This is a genomic window from Polaromonas eurypsychrophila (assembly GCF_014641715.1).
Taxonomy (GTDB): domain Bacteria; phylum Pseudomonadota; class Gammaproteobacteria; order Burkholderiales; family Burkholderiaceae_C; genus Polaromonas; species Polaromonas eurypsychrophila.
This window is the reverse complement of the sequence record NZ_BMIG01000003.1, coordinates 1-15139: the sequence shown is the minus strand read 5'-3', so window position 1 is coordinate 15139 and position 15139 is coordinate 1. Positions and strand designations below refer to the sequence as shown.

Genomic DNA, 15139 nt, shown 5'->3' with positions numbered 1-15139 from the left:
AGCGGCGGTTACCGCTGCTTCATGAACACCTTGCCGCGCCGCCCTTCGCTTTTCACCTGCGCCTTGGCTTTGGCCGGCTGCAGCACGCCAGCCGCTTTCGAAAAGTAAACCGCTATTTCGTGCCGACCGGGGTGGGCGCACGGCTGCTTGGCATGAAGGTGCCGGCCCGGCGCATCCAGGAGTTCGGCTGGTGCCAGTCCGGGAGCCATGCAGGCGTACAGCTCGCGGCCACGCCATCGCAGTATTTTTCCGGGCGCAGCCTGAACGACCGACACAACACGCTTTGGGCGTCGTGGGTGATCCAGAGCGGCGACCAGCAGATTTTCGACAGCGGCGATTCCTGTTATTTTCCGGCTTCCGTCAAATTGGCGAGCGTTTCCCGAACATCGCCCTCGCATTGATGGAAAACGGCGCTTACGACAAAGACGGGCCCAGCGTGCACATGACGCCGGAGGAAAGCATCCGCGCTTTCCAGGATTTGCGGGCCAAAACCCTATACAACGTGCACAAACACACTTTTGATCTGGCCTTCCATCCCTGGCGTGAGCCCATGGACAGGCTGGCCGAACTGGCGGCCAGGCAGGGGATTGACCTTCCAATAGACCCGGCACCGGCACCCACGCGACAAACCCGTCCTCGCCGAAAGGGCGCGAGCTTTGCGTTAAGGTTCGTTCATGAGCCCACTTTTCCTCAAACTCGGCTGGCGCACCCTGCTGCGTGATTTGCGTGCCGGCGAGCTGCGCCTGCTGATCGTGGCCGTCACCCTGGCTGTTGCTGCGCTGACAGCCGTGGGGTTTTTTGCCGACCGGCTCAAGGGTGGCCTGCAGCGCGATGCGCGCCAGCTGCTCGGTGGTGATGCGGTGTTGCGCAGCGACGGCGTGACGCCCGAGGTTTTCGTCGCCAAGGCGCGCAGCCTCGGCTTGCAGGCGATTTCGACCGTGACATTCCCGACCATGGGCCGTGCGTTGGAGGCAGACGGCGGTGCGAGCAAGCTAGTGGCCTTCAAGGCCGTGCCCGAGGGCTACCCCTTGCGCGGCAATGTCGTCGTGGCTGAAAGCATCGAGGGCGCCGGTGCGGTCACGCGCGAGATACCGGCGTCAGGCACCGCCTGGGTCGATGCGTCGCTGCTCGATGCGTTGAGCTTGCGCCTCGGCCAGACCCTGCTGATGGGTGACGCCAGCTTCAAGCTCACGCGCGTGATCGTGCAGGAGCCGGATCGGGGCGCGGGCTTCATCAACTTCTCGCCACGTGTCATGGTCAACAGCGCCGACCTCGCTGCCACCAAACTGATTCAGCCGGCCAGCCGCACCAATTACCGCTTCGCCGTGGCCGGCAGCGAGGCGGCGGTGAAGAGTTATGTGCAGTGGGCCACGCAGGAGATCAAAATGGCCGACGTGAGGGGAGTACGCCTTGAGTCGCTCGAAAGTGGTAGTCCCGAGATGCGTCAGACGCTGGACCGCGCGGAAAAATTTCTCAATCTGGTGGCTTTGCTGGCTGCACTGCTCAGCGCCGTGGCGGTGGCCATTGTGGCGCGCGGGTTCGCTGCAAAACACCTCGACGACTGCGCCATGCTGCGTGTGCTGGGCCAGCCGCAGCGCACCATCGCGCTGGCCTACACCTTCGAATTTGTGCTGGCCGGCATGATGGCGAGCGCGCTTGGCGTGCTGATCGGCTACGGTGTGCATTACGGCTTTGTGCTGTTGCTGGCCGGCCTGGTTGAAACCGTGCTGCCGGCCGCCACCTTCTGGCCGGTGGCTTTTGGCATGGGTATGGGTTTGACCCTGCTGCTGGCCTTCGGGCTGCCGCCAGTGTTGCAACTGGCACAGGTGCCGCCGCTGCGCGTGATCCGACGCGACGTCGGCAACCTGCGGCCGGCCTCGCTGGCGGTCCTGCTGGTCGGCATATTGGGTTTTGCGGCCCTGCTGGTGGCGGCCAGCAGCGACCTCAAACTCGGCTTGATCGCAGTCGGCGGGTTTGCTGGCGCGGTGCTGGTGTTTGCAGCCAGCAGCTATCTGGCCGTGCGCTTGCTGCGCGCCAGCGTCAATGAGGCCACCGCGCCGCGCTGGCTGGTGCTGGCCACTCGCCAGCTCTCGGCGCGCCCCGCCTATGCGGTGGTGCAGGTCAGCGCGTTGGCGGTTGGCTTGCTGGCATTGATGCTGCTGGTGTTGCTGCGTACCGACCTGATCAGCAGTTGGCGCAATGCCACGCCGCCCGATGCTCCCAATCGTTTTGTCATCAATGTGCAGCCGGAGCAAGGCGAGGCGTTCCAGAAAGCGCTGCGTGACGGCGGAGTGAGCAAGTTCGACTGGTACCCGATGATTCGCGGCCGCCTGGTAGCGGTCAACGGCAAGGCCATCACGCCTGACGACTTTGCAGATGACCGCGCTAAACGCCTGGTGGACCGCGAGTTCAACCTGTCCAACAGCAGCGACATGCCTTCGCACAACAAGGTGGTGGCTGGGCGCTGGACCGCCGATGAAAACGACGCCATCAGTGTGGAAGACGGGATTGCCAAGACGCTGGGTCTCAAGCTCGACGATGCCTTGAGCTTTGACATTGGCGGGCAAATCAAGGTCACAAAGATCAGCAGCCTGCGCGCAGTGGACTGGGGCTCGATGCGCGTCAACTTTTTTGCGATGTACCCGGTGGCGCAACTCGCCGACGTGCCGGTGTCTTACATCAGCGCCTTTCGCGCGCCCGAACGGGTGGCGGCAGTTGCTGGCCAGCCCACTCCGCGCAGCTTCGACAACGAGCTGGTCAAGGCTTTCCCCAACATCACCAACGTCGACATGAGCAGCACCATCGCCCAGGTGCAGCGCGTGCTTGACCAGGTGATTCGCGCGGTCGAATTTTTGTTCGGCTTCACACTGGCTGCCGGTCTCGTCGTGCTGTTTGCGGCGATCACCGCGACGCGAGAGGAGCGCGCGCGAGAGTTTGCCATCATGCGTGCCGTCGGTGCGCGGGCCTCGCTGCTGCGCCAGGTGCAGCGCGCCGAGCTCGCCGGTGTCGGCCTGTTGGCCGGTTTTCTCGCGTCCATCGTGGCGCTCGCGGTAGGCTGGGGCCTGGCGCGTTTTGTCTTCAATTTCAACTGGACCGGCTCCTGGACGGTGCCGGTGTTGGGCAGCCTGGCAGGCGCGGCGCTGGCGCTGGCGGCGGGGTGGTGGGGCTTGCGCTCGGTGCTCAACACGCCGGTGGTTGAGACCTTGCGCAAGGCACAATAAGTTTTCCCTGCCTGTCATCTCGGACTCGATCCGGGATCCACGCCGCATGAACCACCAGCCCAGCTCGCGGCGCATGGATTGCGGATCAAGTCCGCAATGACAAGTCCTTTTGAACTTCCCTCTCAGTAACATGCAAATCGAAGAAAAACCACCGGGCACACCGCCGTTCGAGACTCCCTTCGCCTGGATAGGCGGTGAAGAAAAAGTCAAAGCGCTGGTAGAACGTTTTTACGACCTCATGGACCTGGAGCCCGCCTACAGCGCACTGCGCGCCGCGCACGGGAGCGAACTGGTCAATGCCAGGCAGCGCCTGTTCTGGTTTTTGTGCGGCTGGTTGGGTGGGCCGCAGCATTACACCGAGAAATTCGGCCACCCCAAACTGCGCCTGCGCCACATGCCTTTTGCCATCGGCATCCTGGAGCGCGACCAGTGGCTGGCCTGCATGGACCAGGCTATGGGCGAGACCGGGGTAGATGAAGAATTGCGCACCCGGCTGCGCGCCTCGTTTTTCCAGACCGCAGACTGGATGCGCAATTCCCCGGCTTGACTTTCCAATCATGACGACGCCTGTCGCTATTAATTCAGGAGCTATCCATTCATACCTGGTATGGGCTGGAGGCACTTTTCACTTATAAAAATGACAAGAAATTGAGCGCTAGTTTGGATGGAGGCAGATTTTATGAGCCCAATAAGCCTTCAGCCCATAGCCAGCGTGCATGACCAGCTATTCAATCAATAGCGGTTTGACGGCACTTAACTCTGCGCCAACAGCACCACCAGCGCCCCCGCACCGCCTTCGGCCGGCCGTGCCTGCACAAAGGCAATGACCTCGGCTTTCTGGATCAGCCAGCTTTGCACCCGGCCTTTAAGCACCGGCGTTTTGCCGGGCGAACCCAGGCCCTTGCCGTGCACCACGCGCACGCAGCGCAGGCCGGCCTTGTGCGCTTCGCGGATGAAGGCCGACAGCGCATCGCGCGCGTCCTCGCGGCGCAGGCCGTGCAGGTCGAGCTGGCGCTGGATGCTCCAGCCGCCACGCCGCAGCTTGCGCACCACGTCCGGTCCCATGCCGGGCCGGCGAAAGCTCAGTGCCTCGTCGGTGTCGAGCAGGCTTTCTACGTCGAAGCCGTCGGAGATGGCTTCGCGCATCACCGCCAACTCGTCGCGCTGCTGCTGAACCGGAATCGGCGCTGCCTGCACCTGCGGAAGTTTTGCACGCTGGCCCGGAAGGTGTTTGGCGGGCAATGCCTTGACGGGACCGATGGCGCGCGAGAACAGTTCCTTCTCAGCTTTCGCTTTGGCAGCCGCGGCCGCGCGTGCCGCTTTGAGTTCGGCTTCTTGGCGCGCACGCGTCTCGATTTCGAGCTTGACGGCTTTTAGCCCCTTCAGATCCTTGATGACGGGTGTTTTGGCGGGCATGGTTTCAGAGCAATCCGAGTTCGGCCATGGACACGGCCTGCGTGCTGGTCACGACAAAATGGTCGAGCACGCGCACGTCGACCAGCGCAAGCGCGGCCTTGAGCGTTTGCGTCAGCGCCTCGTCGGCTCGCGAAGGACGCGGCTCGCCGCTCGGGTGGTTATGTGCCAGCACCACGCTGCCAGCGTGCAATGCCAGCGCGCGCACCACCACTTCACGAGGGTAAACCGAGGTTTGCGTCAGCGTACCGCGAAACAGCTCTTCCAGCGCAATCAGCCGGTGCTGGCTGTCGAGAAACAGCACCGCAAAAATTTCATGCGGCCGGCTGCCTAGCTGCAACTGCAGGTAGTCGCGCACTGCCTGCGGTGTGCTGAACAGGGGCTTGTCCTGCAGTTGCCGGACCAGTGCACGGCGGGCCAGCTCCAGCACTGCGACGATTTCGGAGCGTTTGGCCGGCCCCAGGCCCTTGATGCGTTTCAGATCTTCCGCGCTGGTGTGCAGCAGTCCGGCCACACCACCAAAGGTGTCCACCAGCTCCTGGCCCATCTGCAGCGCATTTTTCCCGGGCAGCCCGGTGCGCAGCAGCAGCGCCAGCAACTCGGCGTCGCTGAGCGCGCCCGGGCCGCGGGCCAGCAGCTTTTCACGGGGGCGGGCGTCTTCAGGCAGGTCTTTGAGCAGCATGGCAGGTTTGGCCTATCCGGTGGGTAAAACACGGTGACAGCAGCAGTATCAGGGCTAAGCGGGACCGGTTTTCCGTGTCCGGACAGCACTTTCTACAATGGGGGCAGTTTACAAAATAGTTGTTGCCCGAAAGTTTTATGCCCACCGTGGAAACATCCGCCCCCGCCCTGGTCCAGCCCGGCTCGTTTTTGACCCTGCATTACCGCATGGCCGGGGCGGACGGCGCCGACATCATCAACACCTTTGGCGGCAAACCCGCCACCTTGAGCCTGGGCACGGGCGAGTTGTCGCCGGCCATCGAACAGCGCCTGCTGGGCTTGCCAGAAGGCACGCGCACCAGCTTCGCGTTGCCGGCCGGCGAGGCTTTTGGCGAGCGCAACCCGGATCTGCTGCAATGGGTGGCGCGCAAGCTGCTCAATGAGTTGGGCGACCCCAACGAGAAATACAGCGTCGGCGACGTGGTGCAATTCCCGACGCCCGACGGGAGGGGCCAATACGCCGGCGCGGTGCAGCAGGTCAAGGCCGAGGGCGATTCGGTGAAGTTTGACTTCAATCACCCGCTGGCGGGGCAGCCGGTGGTGTTCGAGGTTCAGGTGATTGGGGTTTTATGACTGATCCTAAAAACCGCAGCGCGGAAGGACAATTTTCCGACGGGCCGCCCCTAGGAAAATTAGCCCCCCTGGAGGGCAGCGTAGTACGCGAAGCGACAAGCGTGGGGGCCAACACATCCCCGCAAGAGATCATTTTGGCCGAGCCGCGCGGCTTTTGCGCCGGCGTGGACCGTGCGATCGAAATTGTCGAACGGGCGATCGGTAAATTCGGTGCGCCCATCTACGTGCGCCATGAGATCGTGCACAACACCTATGTCGTCAACGAGCTGAAAGGCAAGGGCGCGATTTTCATCGAAGACTTGGGCGACGTGCCGCCCGGAGCGACGCTGGTGTTCAGTGCCCACGGTGTCAGCAAGGCCACCGAGCGCGAGGCCGAGCGGCGCGGCTTCCGGATTTTTGACGCCACCTGCCCGCTGGTGACCAAGGTGCATGTGGAAGTGGCCAAGCTCAACAAGGAAGGCTACGAATTCATCATGATTGGCCACAAGGGCCATCCCGAGGTCGAAGGCACCATGGGGCAGCTGGACAGCGGCATCCATCTGGTGGAAGACGTCGCCGACGTGGCGCGCATCCAGCCAGCCCAAACCGACAAACTGGCGGTGGTCACGCAGACCACGCTGAGTGTGGACGACGCCGCAGAGATCAGCGCCGCCGTCAAAGCGCGTTTCCCGAATGTGCGTGAACCCAAGCAGCAGGACATCTGTTACGCCACGCAGAACCGGCAAGACGCCGTCAAGGTGATGAGCCCGCAGGTCGATATCCTGATCGTGGTCGGCAGCCCGACCAGCTCCAACAGCAACCGCCTGCGCGAGTTGGCCGTCAAGCTGGGCACCGAGTCTTACATGGTGGACGATGCCAGCGAGCTGAAACCTGAATGGTTTGAGGGCAAAAGCCGGGTCGGCCTGACGGCTGGCGCGTCGGCCCCGGAAATCCTGGTCAAGCAGGTGATCGACCGTATCAAGGCCCTGGGTGCCGTGTCGGTGCGCAAAATGGCAGGCATCGAGGAGACCATCAAGTTCCCTTTGCCCAAGGGTTTGCGCATGGACGGCCCGGCGCTGGACAGCGACCTGCACGCCGACGCCTGATGGCTTTGCTCCTGAACTGATAGCTGCTTGCGCCCGTTCTTTATGGGCTAGAGGCCTTATTCGCTCATAAAATTGCGCATGTGGCCGCAGCGCCTGGGCGCGCCGCCGCACAAATACAATCAAGCCATGTTAGACATCAACCTGCTCCGAAAAGACCTGCCCTCGGTCGTCACGCGTCTGCAAGCCCGCAAGAGCCCGCAAGCCTTTCTGAATGTGGAGGCATTCCAGGCACTGGAAGCTGAGCGCAAGACGCAGCAGATCCGCACCGAAGAATTGCAGAACCTGCGCAACACGCTGTCCAAACAGATCGGCCAGCTTAAGGCCAAGGGTGAAGACGCCGCGTCGGTGATGGCGCAGGTGACGGCCTTCAAGGCAGAACTCGACAGCTGCGCCGTGCGCCTCGAGGTGATCCAGAACGAAATGCAATCCCTGCTGCTGGCGGTGCCGAATCTGCCGCATGAGAGTGTGCCGCCTGGCACGGGTGAAGACGGCAATGTCGAGGTGCGCAAATGGAGCCCGGTCGAAGGACCAGGCGGTGAGCCGTCAGCCTTTGCGTTCAAGGTGAAAGACCATGTCGATGTCGGCCAACCGCTGGGACTGGACTTTGAACTCGGCACCAAACTGACAGGCTCGCGTTTTACCGTGATGCAGGGTCCGCTGGCCCGCCTGCATCGCGCATTGGCGGCCTTCATGCTCGATGTGCAAACGGCCGAACACGGCTACACCGAGTGTTATGTGCCTTACATTGTCAACGCCGATTCGCTGCGCGGCACCGGCCAGTTGCCCAAGTTCGAGGAAGACCTGTTCGCCGCGAACAAGGGCGGCCAGGAAGGCGAGGCGGAAAATGCTGCGCTGTACCTGATCCCCACGTCTGAAGTACCGCTGACCAACTTCATGCGCGACGAGATCGTGCCCGAGGCCAAGCTGCCGCTCAAATTCACTGCGCACACACCCTGCTTCAGGTCGGAGGCCGGCAGCTACGGACGCGACACGCGCGGCATGATTCGCCAGCATCAGTTCGACAAGGTTGAGATGGTGCAGATCGTGCACCCCGATCAGAGCTACGACGCGCTCGAAGCCATGACCGGCCACGCCGAGGCGATTTTGCAGAAGTTGGGCTTGCCGTATCGCGTGATGCTGCTGTGCACCGGCGACATGGGTTTTGGCGCGACCAAGACCTACGACCTCGAAGTCTGGCTGCCTGCGCAAAACACCTACCGCGAGATCAGTTCCGTCTCCAACTGCGAAGCTTTCCAGGCACGCCGCATGCAGGCACGTTTCAAAAGCGCCCAGGGCAAAAACGAATTCGTCCACACCCTGAACGGCTCGGGCCTGGCGGTGGGACGCACGCTGGTGGCGGTACTGGAAAATTACCAGCGCGAAGACGGCAGCGTTGCGGTGCCGGCTGTCTTGCAGCTCTATATGGGAGGCATGACGGTGTTGACGCCCGCATGAAAGAACGCTGGTTCCTGATTTTCAGCCGGGGCCGCGGAACTGGCTTGACAGTCCGCAGGCGCAGCGCCCCCGGGGGCAGGGGAGCCACACGAAATGAGCGACCGTGGGGCTGTTAGAATAACGGCTCCACACTGGAGAGGTGGCAGAGTGGCCGAATGTACCTGATTCGAAATCAGGCGTACCGCAAGGTACCGTGGGTTCGAATCCCACCCTCTCCGCCAAGAACTGGTTTTATGTAGTCCAACATAGACCCCCAAAAGCCCCGCAAGCCCAGTGTTTACGGGGCTTTTTTGTTTTCTGCCGTCCGGTATGGGGTATTGCAAGCCGGGTAAGTTTGGGGGTATCTTCGGGGGTATCGGCTCAAAAAGTTGGGGGTATTCTCCAAAAAAGGCCGTTTGGAGCCTTCCATGCCCCTGACAGACACCGCCATCAAGAAGGCCAAACCCGGCCCCAGCCCGGCCAAACTGAGCGACGGCAAGGGCATGTACCTGTTGGTGACTGAAAGCGGCTCAAAGCTGTGGCGCTGGAAGTACCGGGCGGACGGCAAGGAAAAGGTCATGGCCCTGGGTTCTTACCCGGATGTGTCGCTGGCACAGGCGCGGGAGGCGATGGGCGCGGCGCGCAAGCTGCTGGCGACGGGTAGCGACCCGATGGCGCAGCGCAAGGCTGAAAAGCTGGCCAAACAATTCGCAGCCGAAAACTCGTTTCAGACCGTGGCCCTGCTGTGGTGGGATCAATGGCGCAGCGCCAAAAGCCCCCGCCATGCCGATGACGTGCATAAGCGTTTGAAGGCCGACGTGTTCCCGGCCATCGGCAAAAGACCCATATCCGACATTCAAGCCCCCGAGCTGGTAGCCATGGTCAAGGCCATCGCCGCGCGGGGCGCTCTGGACATTGCCAAACGGGCTTTACAGACGTCCGGGCAGGTGTTCCGCTATGCCATCGCGCATGGGCTGGCGCAGCGCAACCCGGCGACCGACATCAAGCCTGCAGACATCCTGGCATCGCGCAAAGCGGGTAACTACGCACGGCTTGACGCAAAAGAGCTGCCCGAGTTGCTACGCCACATGGAAGCCTATCAAGGCGCGCCAGTCACGCGGCTGGCGATGAAGTTGATGGCGCTGACGTTTGTGCGTACCTCTGAGCTGATAGGCGCGCGCTGGGCTGAATTTGACCTGGAGGCCGGGCGCTGGGATATTCCGCCTGAGCGTATGAAGATGAAAACCCCGCATATCGTGCCTTTGTCATCGCAGGCGGTAGCGGTTTTGCAAACGCTGCAATTGGTTTCAGGGCATGGGGCTTTGCTGTTCCCCGGTGAGCGCGACCATGAAAAGCCCATGAGCAACAACACCATCCTAAAGGCGCTGGAGCGCATGGGCTACAAGGGCAGGATGACTGGGCATGGCTATAGAGGCATCGCTTCAACCGTTTTGCATGAAATGGGCTTTAACCATGCCCATATCGAACTGCAATTGGCGCATCAAGAGCGTGACCAAGTGAGCGCGGCCTACAACCATGCGACCTATCTCAAGGAGCGCGCAAAGATGATGCAGCATTGGGGCGACTATCTGGAGAACTGCACCACAGGCAAGGTGCTGACATTCAAACGCAAGGCAGCTTGAATTAACGGTTTTGCCAGTCCTAGGCTGATCCCCGAAAACCCGTTTCCCTGACGGGCTGGACTGGCTCCTTATCAGGGGCGTGGGGGACGCAGGATGATTGATATTCTTGACAAGTACCAGTTGTGCACTCTGAGTGGTAGGCCGTATTTAGTTGAAGGTGACCTCGGTAGCATCGAGTCCCGTGAGTTTTTACAGTTTCTTGGCGAGGTATACGCGACAGCGTTGGTCGAGGCCGTCGGGTATGCAACATCGGGCATGGACAGCGCGGGCGCGCAGCGATTGTTTAATGAAGCGCTCGATGCGGTGCGCGAAGTTGACTTCGGTGGCGATGTTCCCTACGAGGAAGGACTGATGCCGCTGGCATTTGCAGCTTGGGGCTTGGTGAAACTCGACCAGCTAGTTTCCACTCTGGAAAGCGAAGGAGTTTCATACAAAGCTATGCAACTTTTTGCCAGCGTCAATGATGCACACGCTGAAGCATGGGGAGGCTTGGCATGGAAGTCTGAGCGGAGTAGCTTCGCGGCTTTAGGTGGTAGAAAGAAAAATGAGCGCTATGTGGCGGCCCGAGACTTCGTTGCATCTGAATGGGGGCAACATCGCCATGCGTATTGTCACAACAAGTCAGCTTTCTCTCGCGACTATGTGAAGCGTGTGAAGAACGAGCTGGATGTAAACATCACCGAAAAGCAGATGCGCGAGGTGTGGCTGTCGGACACCCTGACTACTAGCAACCCGGACGGGCTTCCAGTAGACGGGGAATGACTTTCTCAGCTTGCACAAACATGATTCGATCCATGCCAGCCACTACGGCGCTGGTCAACAAAGGACGAATCCAATGGCATCAAAATGCACGGTTCCGGGCACCGACCAAAAGCCCCACTACGCACGCGCCAAGGCGGCATGCGCGCATTTCCAGATAGCCCGGTCAACCCTGTGGCAGTGGACAAAATCCCGCCATGGTTTCCCGCAGCCCTTGAAGGCTGGGGAAAAAGTGACCCTGTTCGACATCAACGCCATCGACGCTTTTCTCAAAGCGCAGGCAGTGAAGTAAGGGGGCAAGCCATGGAAAAAAATAAGGCCACCTCCCCCGAAAAGAAAGCGGCCCTGGAAGCTATCAGGGCAGAGTTTAAAGGCACGGCCACCGACACGCAATGCGCGCGGCTTCTGGAGGCGCTGGCACGGTTTCCCGTGACCACGTTTGAGGCCATGCGCTTCCTGGACGTGTACCACTGCCCCGCGCGAATATTGCAGCTACGCAAGGCCGGGCACCGCATCGTGACGCACTGGCAGACCGTCGTGACCGAGGGCGGGGAAAAGCACCGTGTTGGTTTGTACACGCGGGAGGGCATGCAATGAACACGCCTGACGCGGTACACAACGACCTGGACTTGCCCACCGGGCAGCGTGAGCGCAAAGCCTATACAACGCTGGCGGCGCAATTCGCCTTGATCGGCATAGAGCTGATAAATGGCGACCCGGAGGTAATCGGCCAGACGCCTTACTACGCAACCCGCTATGGGCTTTGGAAGCCACTGGAAAGCCTGGACGCAGCGCGCGACTACCTGGCCAAGCGCATTAAGGCAGGCCGTGAGCAAGAGCTACAAGCACAGTAAGGACAAGCGGGACGGGGATCGCTACGTGGCCTTACCGCATGTGGTGATTGACAGCCCTAGCTATCGCGCCTTGGGGTACGCTGCGCGCGCCTTGTTGCTTGATATTGCACGCCAGTACACGGGCAGCAATAACGGGCGGCTGGTGGCCTGCGCAAAGTACCTCAAGCCGATGGGCTGGCGAAGTCACGACACGGTTTCGCGCGCGCTGACGGAAGTCAAGGACGCGGGGCTGTTGATTGAAACCCGCATGGGTATGCGGCCTAACCGCGCGGCCTGGTTTGCACTGGGTTGGTATGCCCTGGACGTGACGGACGGCATAGACCTTGATCCAAAAACCTATCGGACGGGCCAGTACCGGCTCGCGGCGCTTAACCCGAAGGTCGGGGTAGGCAGGGTATGAACAGCCCCGATTTCTGGCGATGGGGCAATGGGCTTTGCCCCGCCCATCGGGGCTATCCGGCCACTTTCAGGCAATGCACTAACCCGATAGGCGGGGAGTATCTAGAAATACCATCTATTGCAGGCATTCATAACCACAGATACAGGCATGGGCAAAAGGCGGGGAGGTCGGATTGACGGCCTTTGACTTGATTGAAAAAAAGCGAGTTGGACTATTGATTTCGTTTTCTGTGGAGGCGGCGAATGAGTAGAGGCGGCATGAGGTACGGCGCTGGCAGGCCCAGCTACAAGGTCAAGGCAGAACATCTGCAGCGGGTAGATATTGGCCGATGGCATCGCGGCGGCTTTCTACACACCGGGCGCTCATTCACCTGGAGCTGGCACCGTGGCGATGAACCTACGGGCAACATTGGGGTATTGGTGCATGGGGTTGATTCCCTGAGACTGCAATACATGGTGGGCAGTGACGATCAGCGGCGCGACGGGAGCCAAACTATCCAGCTTGCGCACACGGCCTGCAATTACGGGAAGTCCCGGCCCTGGTTTGTTTGCCCCGTCTGCCAGCGGCGCGCGGGTGTGCTGTACATGCGCGCCGGGCGCTTTGCCTGCAGGCGCTGCCAAAAGGTAGCCTATGCAAGTCAGTCTTGCGATTTGTTGGACCGGCTATGGCGCAAGCAGTCGAAGATTGAATCGCGCCTTGTTCAGCATTGGCAGCGACCAAAAGGGATGAGGCGGGGAACTTATGCTCGATTGATAGAGGTATTACTGGACTGCGAAGAGCGCAGAGAGAATGAGTTTGCCCAGTTTGCAGCGAGGCTCTTGATGTAGGTGCTGCCGCCGAAAGTATTCCTAGTCACCGCCTGGCAAGAGTTGTTTTTGTGCGTTCACTTGTGGCTTCTTTGGTGGCATCGGTGTGGCCACCAGGTTGTCGGCCGGGAAGTGCCGAATGAAATCCTGGGTCTGTTCAGGCGGGGCGTCTAGCCAGTCCGCATAACGGCTTTCCGGCAGGATCACGATGATGCGTTTTTCGTCTTCCGCCCGGTGGTAACTTTTCAGCAGCGCATGGTCGGCGGCGTTCCTCGTCAGCATGGTGAAGCTCAGCAGCGGCGGCTTGCCTGGTTCTGTCCACACGTCCCACAGGCCTGCAATGCCTGAAGGCTGGCCATCCGCCCTGGTAAAGCGTGTTGCCACCGCTTTACCTGTACGCCAGTCAGGTTCATAGAACGCTTCTGCCAGGACGATACAGCGCTGGCCGTGTTGCCAAGCAGGGCCGAAGGTGAAGTTTTTTTCTCGATACGCGCGTTGAAAGTTGAGCAGGCCATCGCTACCTTGATTTTTTCAGTCGTGGGTTGCAGCCGCCATGACACCAGTCCCCAACGGCAAATCAAGGCCTCACGCTCGGACACCGCTTCGTCGTTGGGGTTTGTTGGAGGCGGCGTGCGTATGAAGTTGCCTTGGTAGCGCGGCCACATATCTGGTTTTTCCAACGTTTCAGGAGGGGTAGTTTTGTAGTACTTTTAGTAGCTTTCACGCTGTGTGAAAGCTTCAAAATAGCTGCACATCTGTTTACCTTTTTTATCGAAATATTTACGATCAGTATGGATAAAATTCATTAAGAAAGTTGTGAAGCAAAAGGGACAGACTCAACTGCCAAGGGTTTAAGATGCCATCAATTGCCTGCTTAAAACGCCTGCGCTCAGCCATTTTTAAAGAACAGGTTGGACTTGTTGCGATGGACACTGTCTATTGCGACTTTATCGTCAAGCTGCTTCATTACCAGACTGGCAAAGGCCCCGTGCCATCTCAAGACGAGTTCGTTGACTGGAAAAACAGTGTTGAATCGCGCCTTGAGTTTTCACGCCTTCATGAGCTGATTTAAAGCCGGGGAGCACACTGTGTGAATGCACAGTGTTAAACCGCCAGACGCAACCGATTACGCCCTAGGCCCCTGCCTGTCACTGCCGTGGGTGCAAGGCACCGCACCTGCTGATTTTCCTTCGCCCGCTGCTGATTTTGCCGTTAAGCGTCACGACCTAAATGAGCTGTTAATTACCCACCCCGCCGCTACCTTTATGTGGCAACCGCGGGGGCTATCGATGATTGACTTGGGTGTGGCCGATGGGGATGTACTGGTGGCTAATCGCGCACTCACGCCCAAGCATGGCGACATTGTGGTGGCCGAAGTTAATAGCGACTTCACCGTGAAGCAGCTATAGAAGCGCGGCGGCATCATCAAGCTGGTTTCAGGCAACCCTACCTTCCCGCCCATGCTATTCAGAGACGGGAAGACGATGACGATCTGCGGCGTGGTGACGGCCACCATCAAACGATTCAGGTAATAACGTGTTGGCTTTGGTCGATGGCAATAATTTTTATGTGAGCTGCGAGCGAGCCTTTCGGCCTTCGCTTAAACGCGGCCCGTGGTAGTGCTGTCCAACAATGATGGCTGCGCCATTGCCCGCAGCAACGAGGCCAAGGCCTTGGGCATACGCATGAGTGCGCCTTGGTTTGAAAGCCGGCAGCTGGCTGAAGAACACGGCGTGGTGGCCCTTTCAGCTAACTTTGTTTTGTATGGCGACATGAGCGACCGCATGATGTCTGTTGCGGCCGGGCTGGGCCCGGCACTTTACGTGTAGAGGCAAGACGAGGCTCCCGCAAATTTCTCCGGGGGTATTTATGGGGGTACTTCGGCGTTCGAACCTGGCAAAACCTAACATCCATGAGGGTTTAGCGGGATGATAGGAATGACACCCTCGCCAAAAAATGCATCCGGACAGTTTCGATTGATCTGAAGAGTGCCTTGAAAGCCCCGTACATCGGGGCTTTTTCGTCTTAACAGAGCCCAGATTGGTCTTTTGACATCCGTCCATTTTTGAGAGGTAAAGTTGGGGGGAGCCGTGATGGGCACCAGCCTTACCTCTGAACGGCCTGAGCTAACTAGGGTTCAAGCGGGCCAAGTCAGCACGTGTTCTGGTCAAGTTATTTCGCACAAGCCGATAGGTAGTTTGAATGCCGATTGTTGCTCGAAAGTATTGGGT

19 protein-coding genes, 1 tRNA gene and 1 pseudogene are annotated in these 15139 nt (G+C 60.0%); 17 read left to right on the top strand and 4 right to left on the bottom strand.

Annotation, left to right across the window (positions count from 1 at the left end):
- Nucleotides 1–8: 8 nt before the first annotated feature.
- Nucleotides 9–275: a hypothetical protein gene (locus tag IEX16_RS20340; RefSeq protein WP_373288295.1), complete on the bottom strand. Its 267-nt coding sequence runs from the start codon at nucleotides 273–275 to the stop codon at nucleotides 9–11.
- Between IEX16_RS20340 and IEX16_RS19915 the strand changes: the two genes are divergently transcribed.
- The 4 genes from IEX16_RS19915 to IEX16_RS04975 all read left to right on the top strand — a co-directional run bounded on the left by IEX16_RS19915 (nucleotide 159) and on the right by IEX16_RS04975 (nucleotide 3768).
- Nucleotides 159–401: an MBL fold metallo-hydrolase gene (locus IEX16_RS19915; protein WP_373288289.1), complete on the top strand. Its 243-nt coding sequence runs from the start codon at nucleotides 159–161 to the stop codon at nucleotides 399–401. The genes IEX16_RS20340 and IEX16_RS19915 overlap by 117 nt on opposite strands.
- Complete coding sequence (locus IEX16_RS19910) at nucleotides 401–721, top strand: hypothetical protein (protein WP_229676193.1); 321 nt, start codon at nucleotides 401–403, stop codon at nucleotides 719–721. The genes IEX16_RS19915 and IEX16_RS19910 overlap by 1 nt, the downstream gene beginning before the upstream one ends.
- Nucleotides 675–3221, top strand: coding sequence for an ABC transporter permease (locus IEX16_RS04980; protein ID WP_188707232.1), 2547 nt, complete (start codon nucleotides 675–677; stop codon nucleotides 3219–3221). Before IEX16_RS19910 ends, IEX16_RS04980 begins: the two co-directional genes overlap by 47 nt.
- Before the next feature lie 130 nt (nucleotides 3222–3351).
- Complete coding sequence (locus IEX16_RS04975; protein WP_188707230.1) at nucleotides 3352–3768, top strand: group II truncated hemoglobin; 417 nt, start codon at nucleotides 3352–3354, stop codon at nucleotides 3766–3768.
- 206 nt (nucleotides 3769–3974) lie between these two features.
- Here IEX16_RS04975 and IEX16_RS04970 read toward each other — a convergent pair whose 3' ends face one another.
- Nucleotides 3975–4637: a Smr/MutS family protein gene (locus IEX16_RS04970; RefSeq protein ID WP_188707228.1), complete on the bottom strand. Its 663-nt coding sequence runs from the start codon at nucleotides 4635–4637 to the stop codon at nucleotides 3975–3977.
- A gap of 4 nt (nucleotides 4638–4641) precedes the next feature.
- Nucleotides 4642–5316 (bottom strand): RadC family protein, encoded by a 675-nt coding sequence (gene radC, locus IEX16_RS04965; protein WP_188707226.1) that lies wholly within the window; start codon nucleotides 5314–5316, stop codon nucleotides 4642–4644.
- Between the two features lie 137 nt (nucleotides 5317–5453).
- Here radC and IEX16_RS04960 point away from each other — a divergent pair, with 137 nt between their 5' ends.
- The 10 genes from IEX16_RS04960 (at nucleotide 5454) to IEX16_RS04915 (ending at nucleotide 12102) form a co-directional block, all read left to right on the top strand.
- Nucleotides 5454–5927, top strand: a complete 474-nt coding sequence (locus tag IEX16_RS04960; protein WP_188707224.1) for an FKBP-type peptidyl-prolyl cis-trans isomerase — start codon at nucleotides 5454–5456, stop codon at nucleotides 5925–5927.
- A 101-nt stretch (nucleotides 5928–6028) separates the two neighbouring features.
- Entirely contained in the window at nucleotides 6029–7012 is a 984-nt protein-coding gene (gene ispH, locus IEX16_RS04955) for a 4-hydroxy-3-methylbut-2-enyl diphosphate reductase (protein WP_188707222.1), read from the top strand.
- Between the two features lie 126 nt (nucleotides 7013–7138).
- On the top strand, nucleotides 7139–8467 hold the full coding sequence (gene serS / locus IEX16_RS04950) for a serine--tRNA ligase (protein ID WP_188707220.1): 1329 nt from the start codon (nucleotides 7139–7141) through the stop codon (nucleotides 8465–8467).
- Between the two features lie 133 nt (nucleotides 8468–8600).
- Nucleotides 8601–8688 (top strand) — tRNA-Ser (locus tag IEX16_RS04945).
- A 186-nt stretch (nucleotides 8689–8874) separates the two neighbouring features.
- Entirely contained in the window at nucleotides 8875–10089 is a 1215-nt protein-coding gene (locus IEX16_RS04940; protein WP_188707218.1) for a tyrosine-type recombinase/integrase, read from the top strand.
- 93 nt (nucleotides 10090–10182) lie between these two features.
- Nucleotides 10183–10851 carry a hypothetical protein gene (locus IEX16_RS04935; RefSeq protein ID WP_188707216.1) on the top strand — a complete coding sequence of 223 codons (669 nt, stop codon included), beginning with the start codon at nucleotides 10183–10185 and terminating at the stop codon, nucleotides 10849–10851.
- Nucleotides 10852–10924: 73 nt separating this feature from the next.
- Nucleotides 10925–11140 carry a helix-turn-helix transcriptional regulator gene (locus IEX16_RS19905; RefSeq protein WP_229676192.1) on the top strand — a complete coding sequence of 72 codons (216 nt, stop codon included), beginning with the start codon at nucleotides 10925–10927 and terminating at the stop codon, nucleotides 11138–11140.
- 11 nt (nucleotides 11141–11151) lie between these two features.
- A complete protein-coding gene (locus IEX16_RS04925; protein WP_188707214.1) occupies nucleotides 11152–11445 on the top strand; it encodes a helix-turn-helix domain-containing protein in 294 nt (97 codons plus the stop codon).
- Nucleotides 11442–11702, top strand: a complete 261-nt coding sequence (locus tag IEX16_RS04920; RefSeq protein ID WP_188707213.1) for a hypothetical protein — start codon at nucleotides 11442–11444, stop codon at nucleotides 11700–11702. Before IEX16_RS04925 ends, IEX16_RS04920 begins: the two co-directional genes overlap by 4 nt.
- Nucleotides 11677–12102, top strand: coding sequence for a hypothetical protein (locus tag IEX16_RS04915; protein WP_188707211.1), 426 nt, complete (start codon nucleotides 11677–11679; stop codon nucleotides 12100–12102). Before IEX16_RS04920 ends, IEX16_RS04915 begins: the two co-directional genes overlap by 26 nt.
- A gap of 848 nt (nucleotides 12103–12950) precedes the next feature.
- Here the strand turns inward: IEX16_RS04915 and IEX16_RS19900 are convergent.
- Nucleotides 12951–13337 (bottom strand): SOS response-associated peptidase family protein, encoded by a 387-nt coding sequence (locus IEX16_RS19900; protein WP_229676214.1) that lies wholly within the window; start codon nucleotides 13335–13337, stop codon nucleotides 12951–12953.
- Nucleotides 13338–13764: 427 nt separating this feature from the next.
- Here IEX16_RS19900 and IEX16_RS04905 point away from each other — a divergent pair, with 427 nt between their 5' ends.
- The 3 genes and pseudogenes from IEX16_RS04905 to IEX16_RS04895 all read left to right on the top strand — a co-directional run.
- Nucleotides 13765–13980 carry a hypothetical protein gene (locus tag IEX16_RS04905; protein WP_188707209.1) on the top strand — a complete coding sequence of 72 codons (216 nt, stop codon included), beginning with the start codon at nucleotides 13765–13767 and terminating at the stop codon, nucleotides 13978–13980.
- Between the two features lie 22 nt (nucleotides 13981–14002).
- Nucleotides 14003–14317: a S24 family peptidase gene (locus tag IEX16_RS19895; RefSeq protein ID WP_229676191.1), complete on the top strand. Its 315-nt coding sequence runs from the start codon at nucleotides 14003–14005 to the stop codon at nucleotides 14315–14317.
- A 127-nt stretch (nucleotides 14318–14444) separates the two neighbouring features.
- Nucleotides 14445–14722: pseudogene (locus IEX16_RS04895) on the top strand (Y-family DNA polymerase); the annotation flags it as partial.
- Nucleotides 14723–15139: the final 417 nt, after the last annotated feature.

Bases quoted from the DNA above. Each gene is read 5' to 3' on its own strand.
- IEX16_RS04970 (WP_188707228.1), bottom strand. From the start codon at position 4,637: ATGCCCGCCAAAACACCCGTCATCAAGGATCTGAAGGGGCTAAAAGCC.
- IEX16_RS04905 (WP_188707209.1), top strand. From the start codon at position 13,765: ATGCCATCAATTGCCTGCTTAAAACGCCTGCGCTCAGCCATTTTTAAA.
- IEX16_RS19910 (WP_229676193.1), top strand. From the start codon at position 401: ATGGAAAACGGCGCTTACGACAAAGACGGGCCCAGCGTGCACATGACG.
- IEX16_RS04980 (WP_188707232.1), top strand. From the start codon at position 675: ATGAGCCCACTTTTCCTCAAACTCGGCTGGCGCACCCTGCTGCGTGAT.
- IEX16_RS04940 (WP_188707218.1), top strand. From the start codon at position 8,875: ATGCCCCTGACAGACACCGCCATCAAGAAGGCCAAACCCGGCCCCAGC.
- serS (WP_188707220.1), top strand. From the start codon at position 7,139: ATGTTAGACATCAACCTGCTCCGAAAAGACCTGCCCTCGGTCGTCACG.
- IEX16_RS04960 (WP_188707224.1), top strand. From the start codon at position 5,454: ATGCCCACCGTGGAAACATCCGCCCCCGCCCTGGTCCAGCCCGGCTCG.
- IEX16_RS04975 (WP_188707230.1), top strand. From the start codon at position 3,352: ATGCAAATCGAAGAAAAACCACCGGGCACACCGCCGTTCGAGACTCCC.
- IEX16_RS04925 (WP_188707214.1), top strand. From the start codon at position 11,152: ATGGAAAAAAATAAGGCCACCTCCCCCGAAAAGAAAGCGGCCCTGGAA.
- IEX16_RS04935 (WP_188707216.1), top strand. From the start codon at position 10,183: ATGATTGATATTCTTGACAAGTACCAGTTGTGCACTCTGAGTGGTAGG.
- IEX16_RS04920 (WP_188707213.1), top strand. From the start codon at position 11,442: ATGAACACGCCTGACGCGGTACACAACGACCTGGACTTGCCCACCGGG.
- IEX16_RS19895 (WP_229676191.1), top strand. From the start codon at position 14,003: ATGCACAGTGTTAAACCGCCAGACGCAACCGATTACGCCCTAGGCCCC.
- IEX16_RS19905 (WP_229676192.1), top strand. From the start codon at position 10,925: ATGGCATCAAAATGCACGGTTCCGGGCACCGACCAAAAGCCCCACTAC.
- radC (WP_188707226.1), bottom strand. From the start codon at position 5,316: ATGCTGCTCAAAGACCTGCCTGAAGACGCCCGCCCCCGTGAAAAGCTG.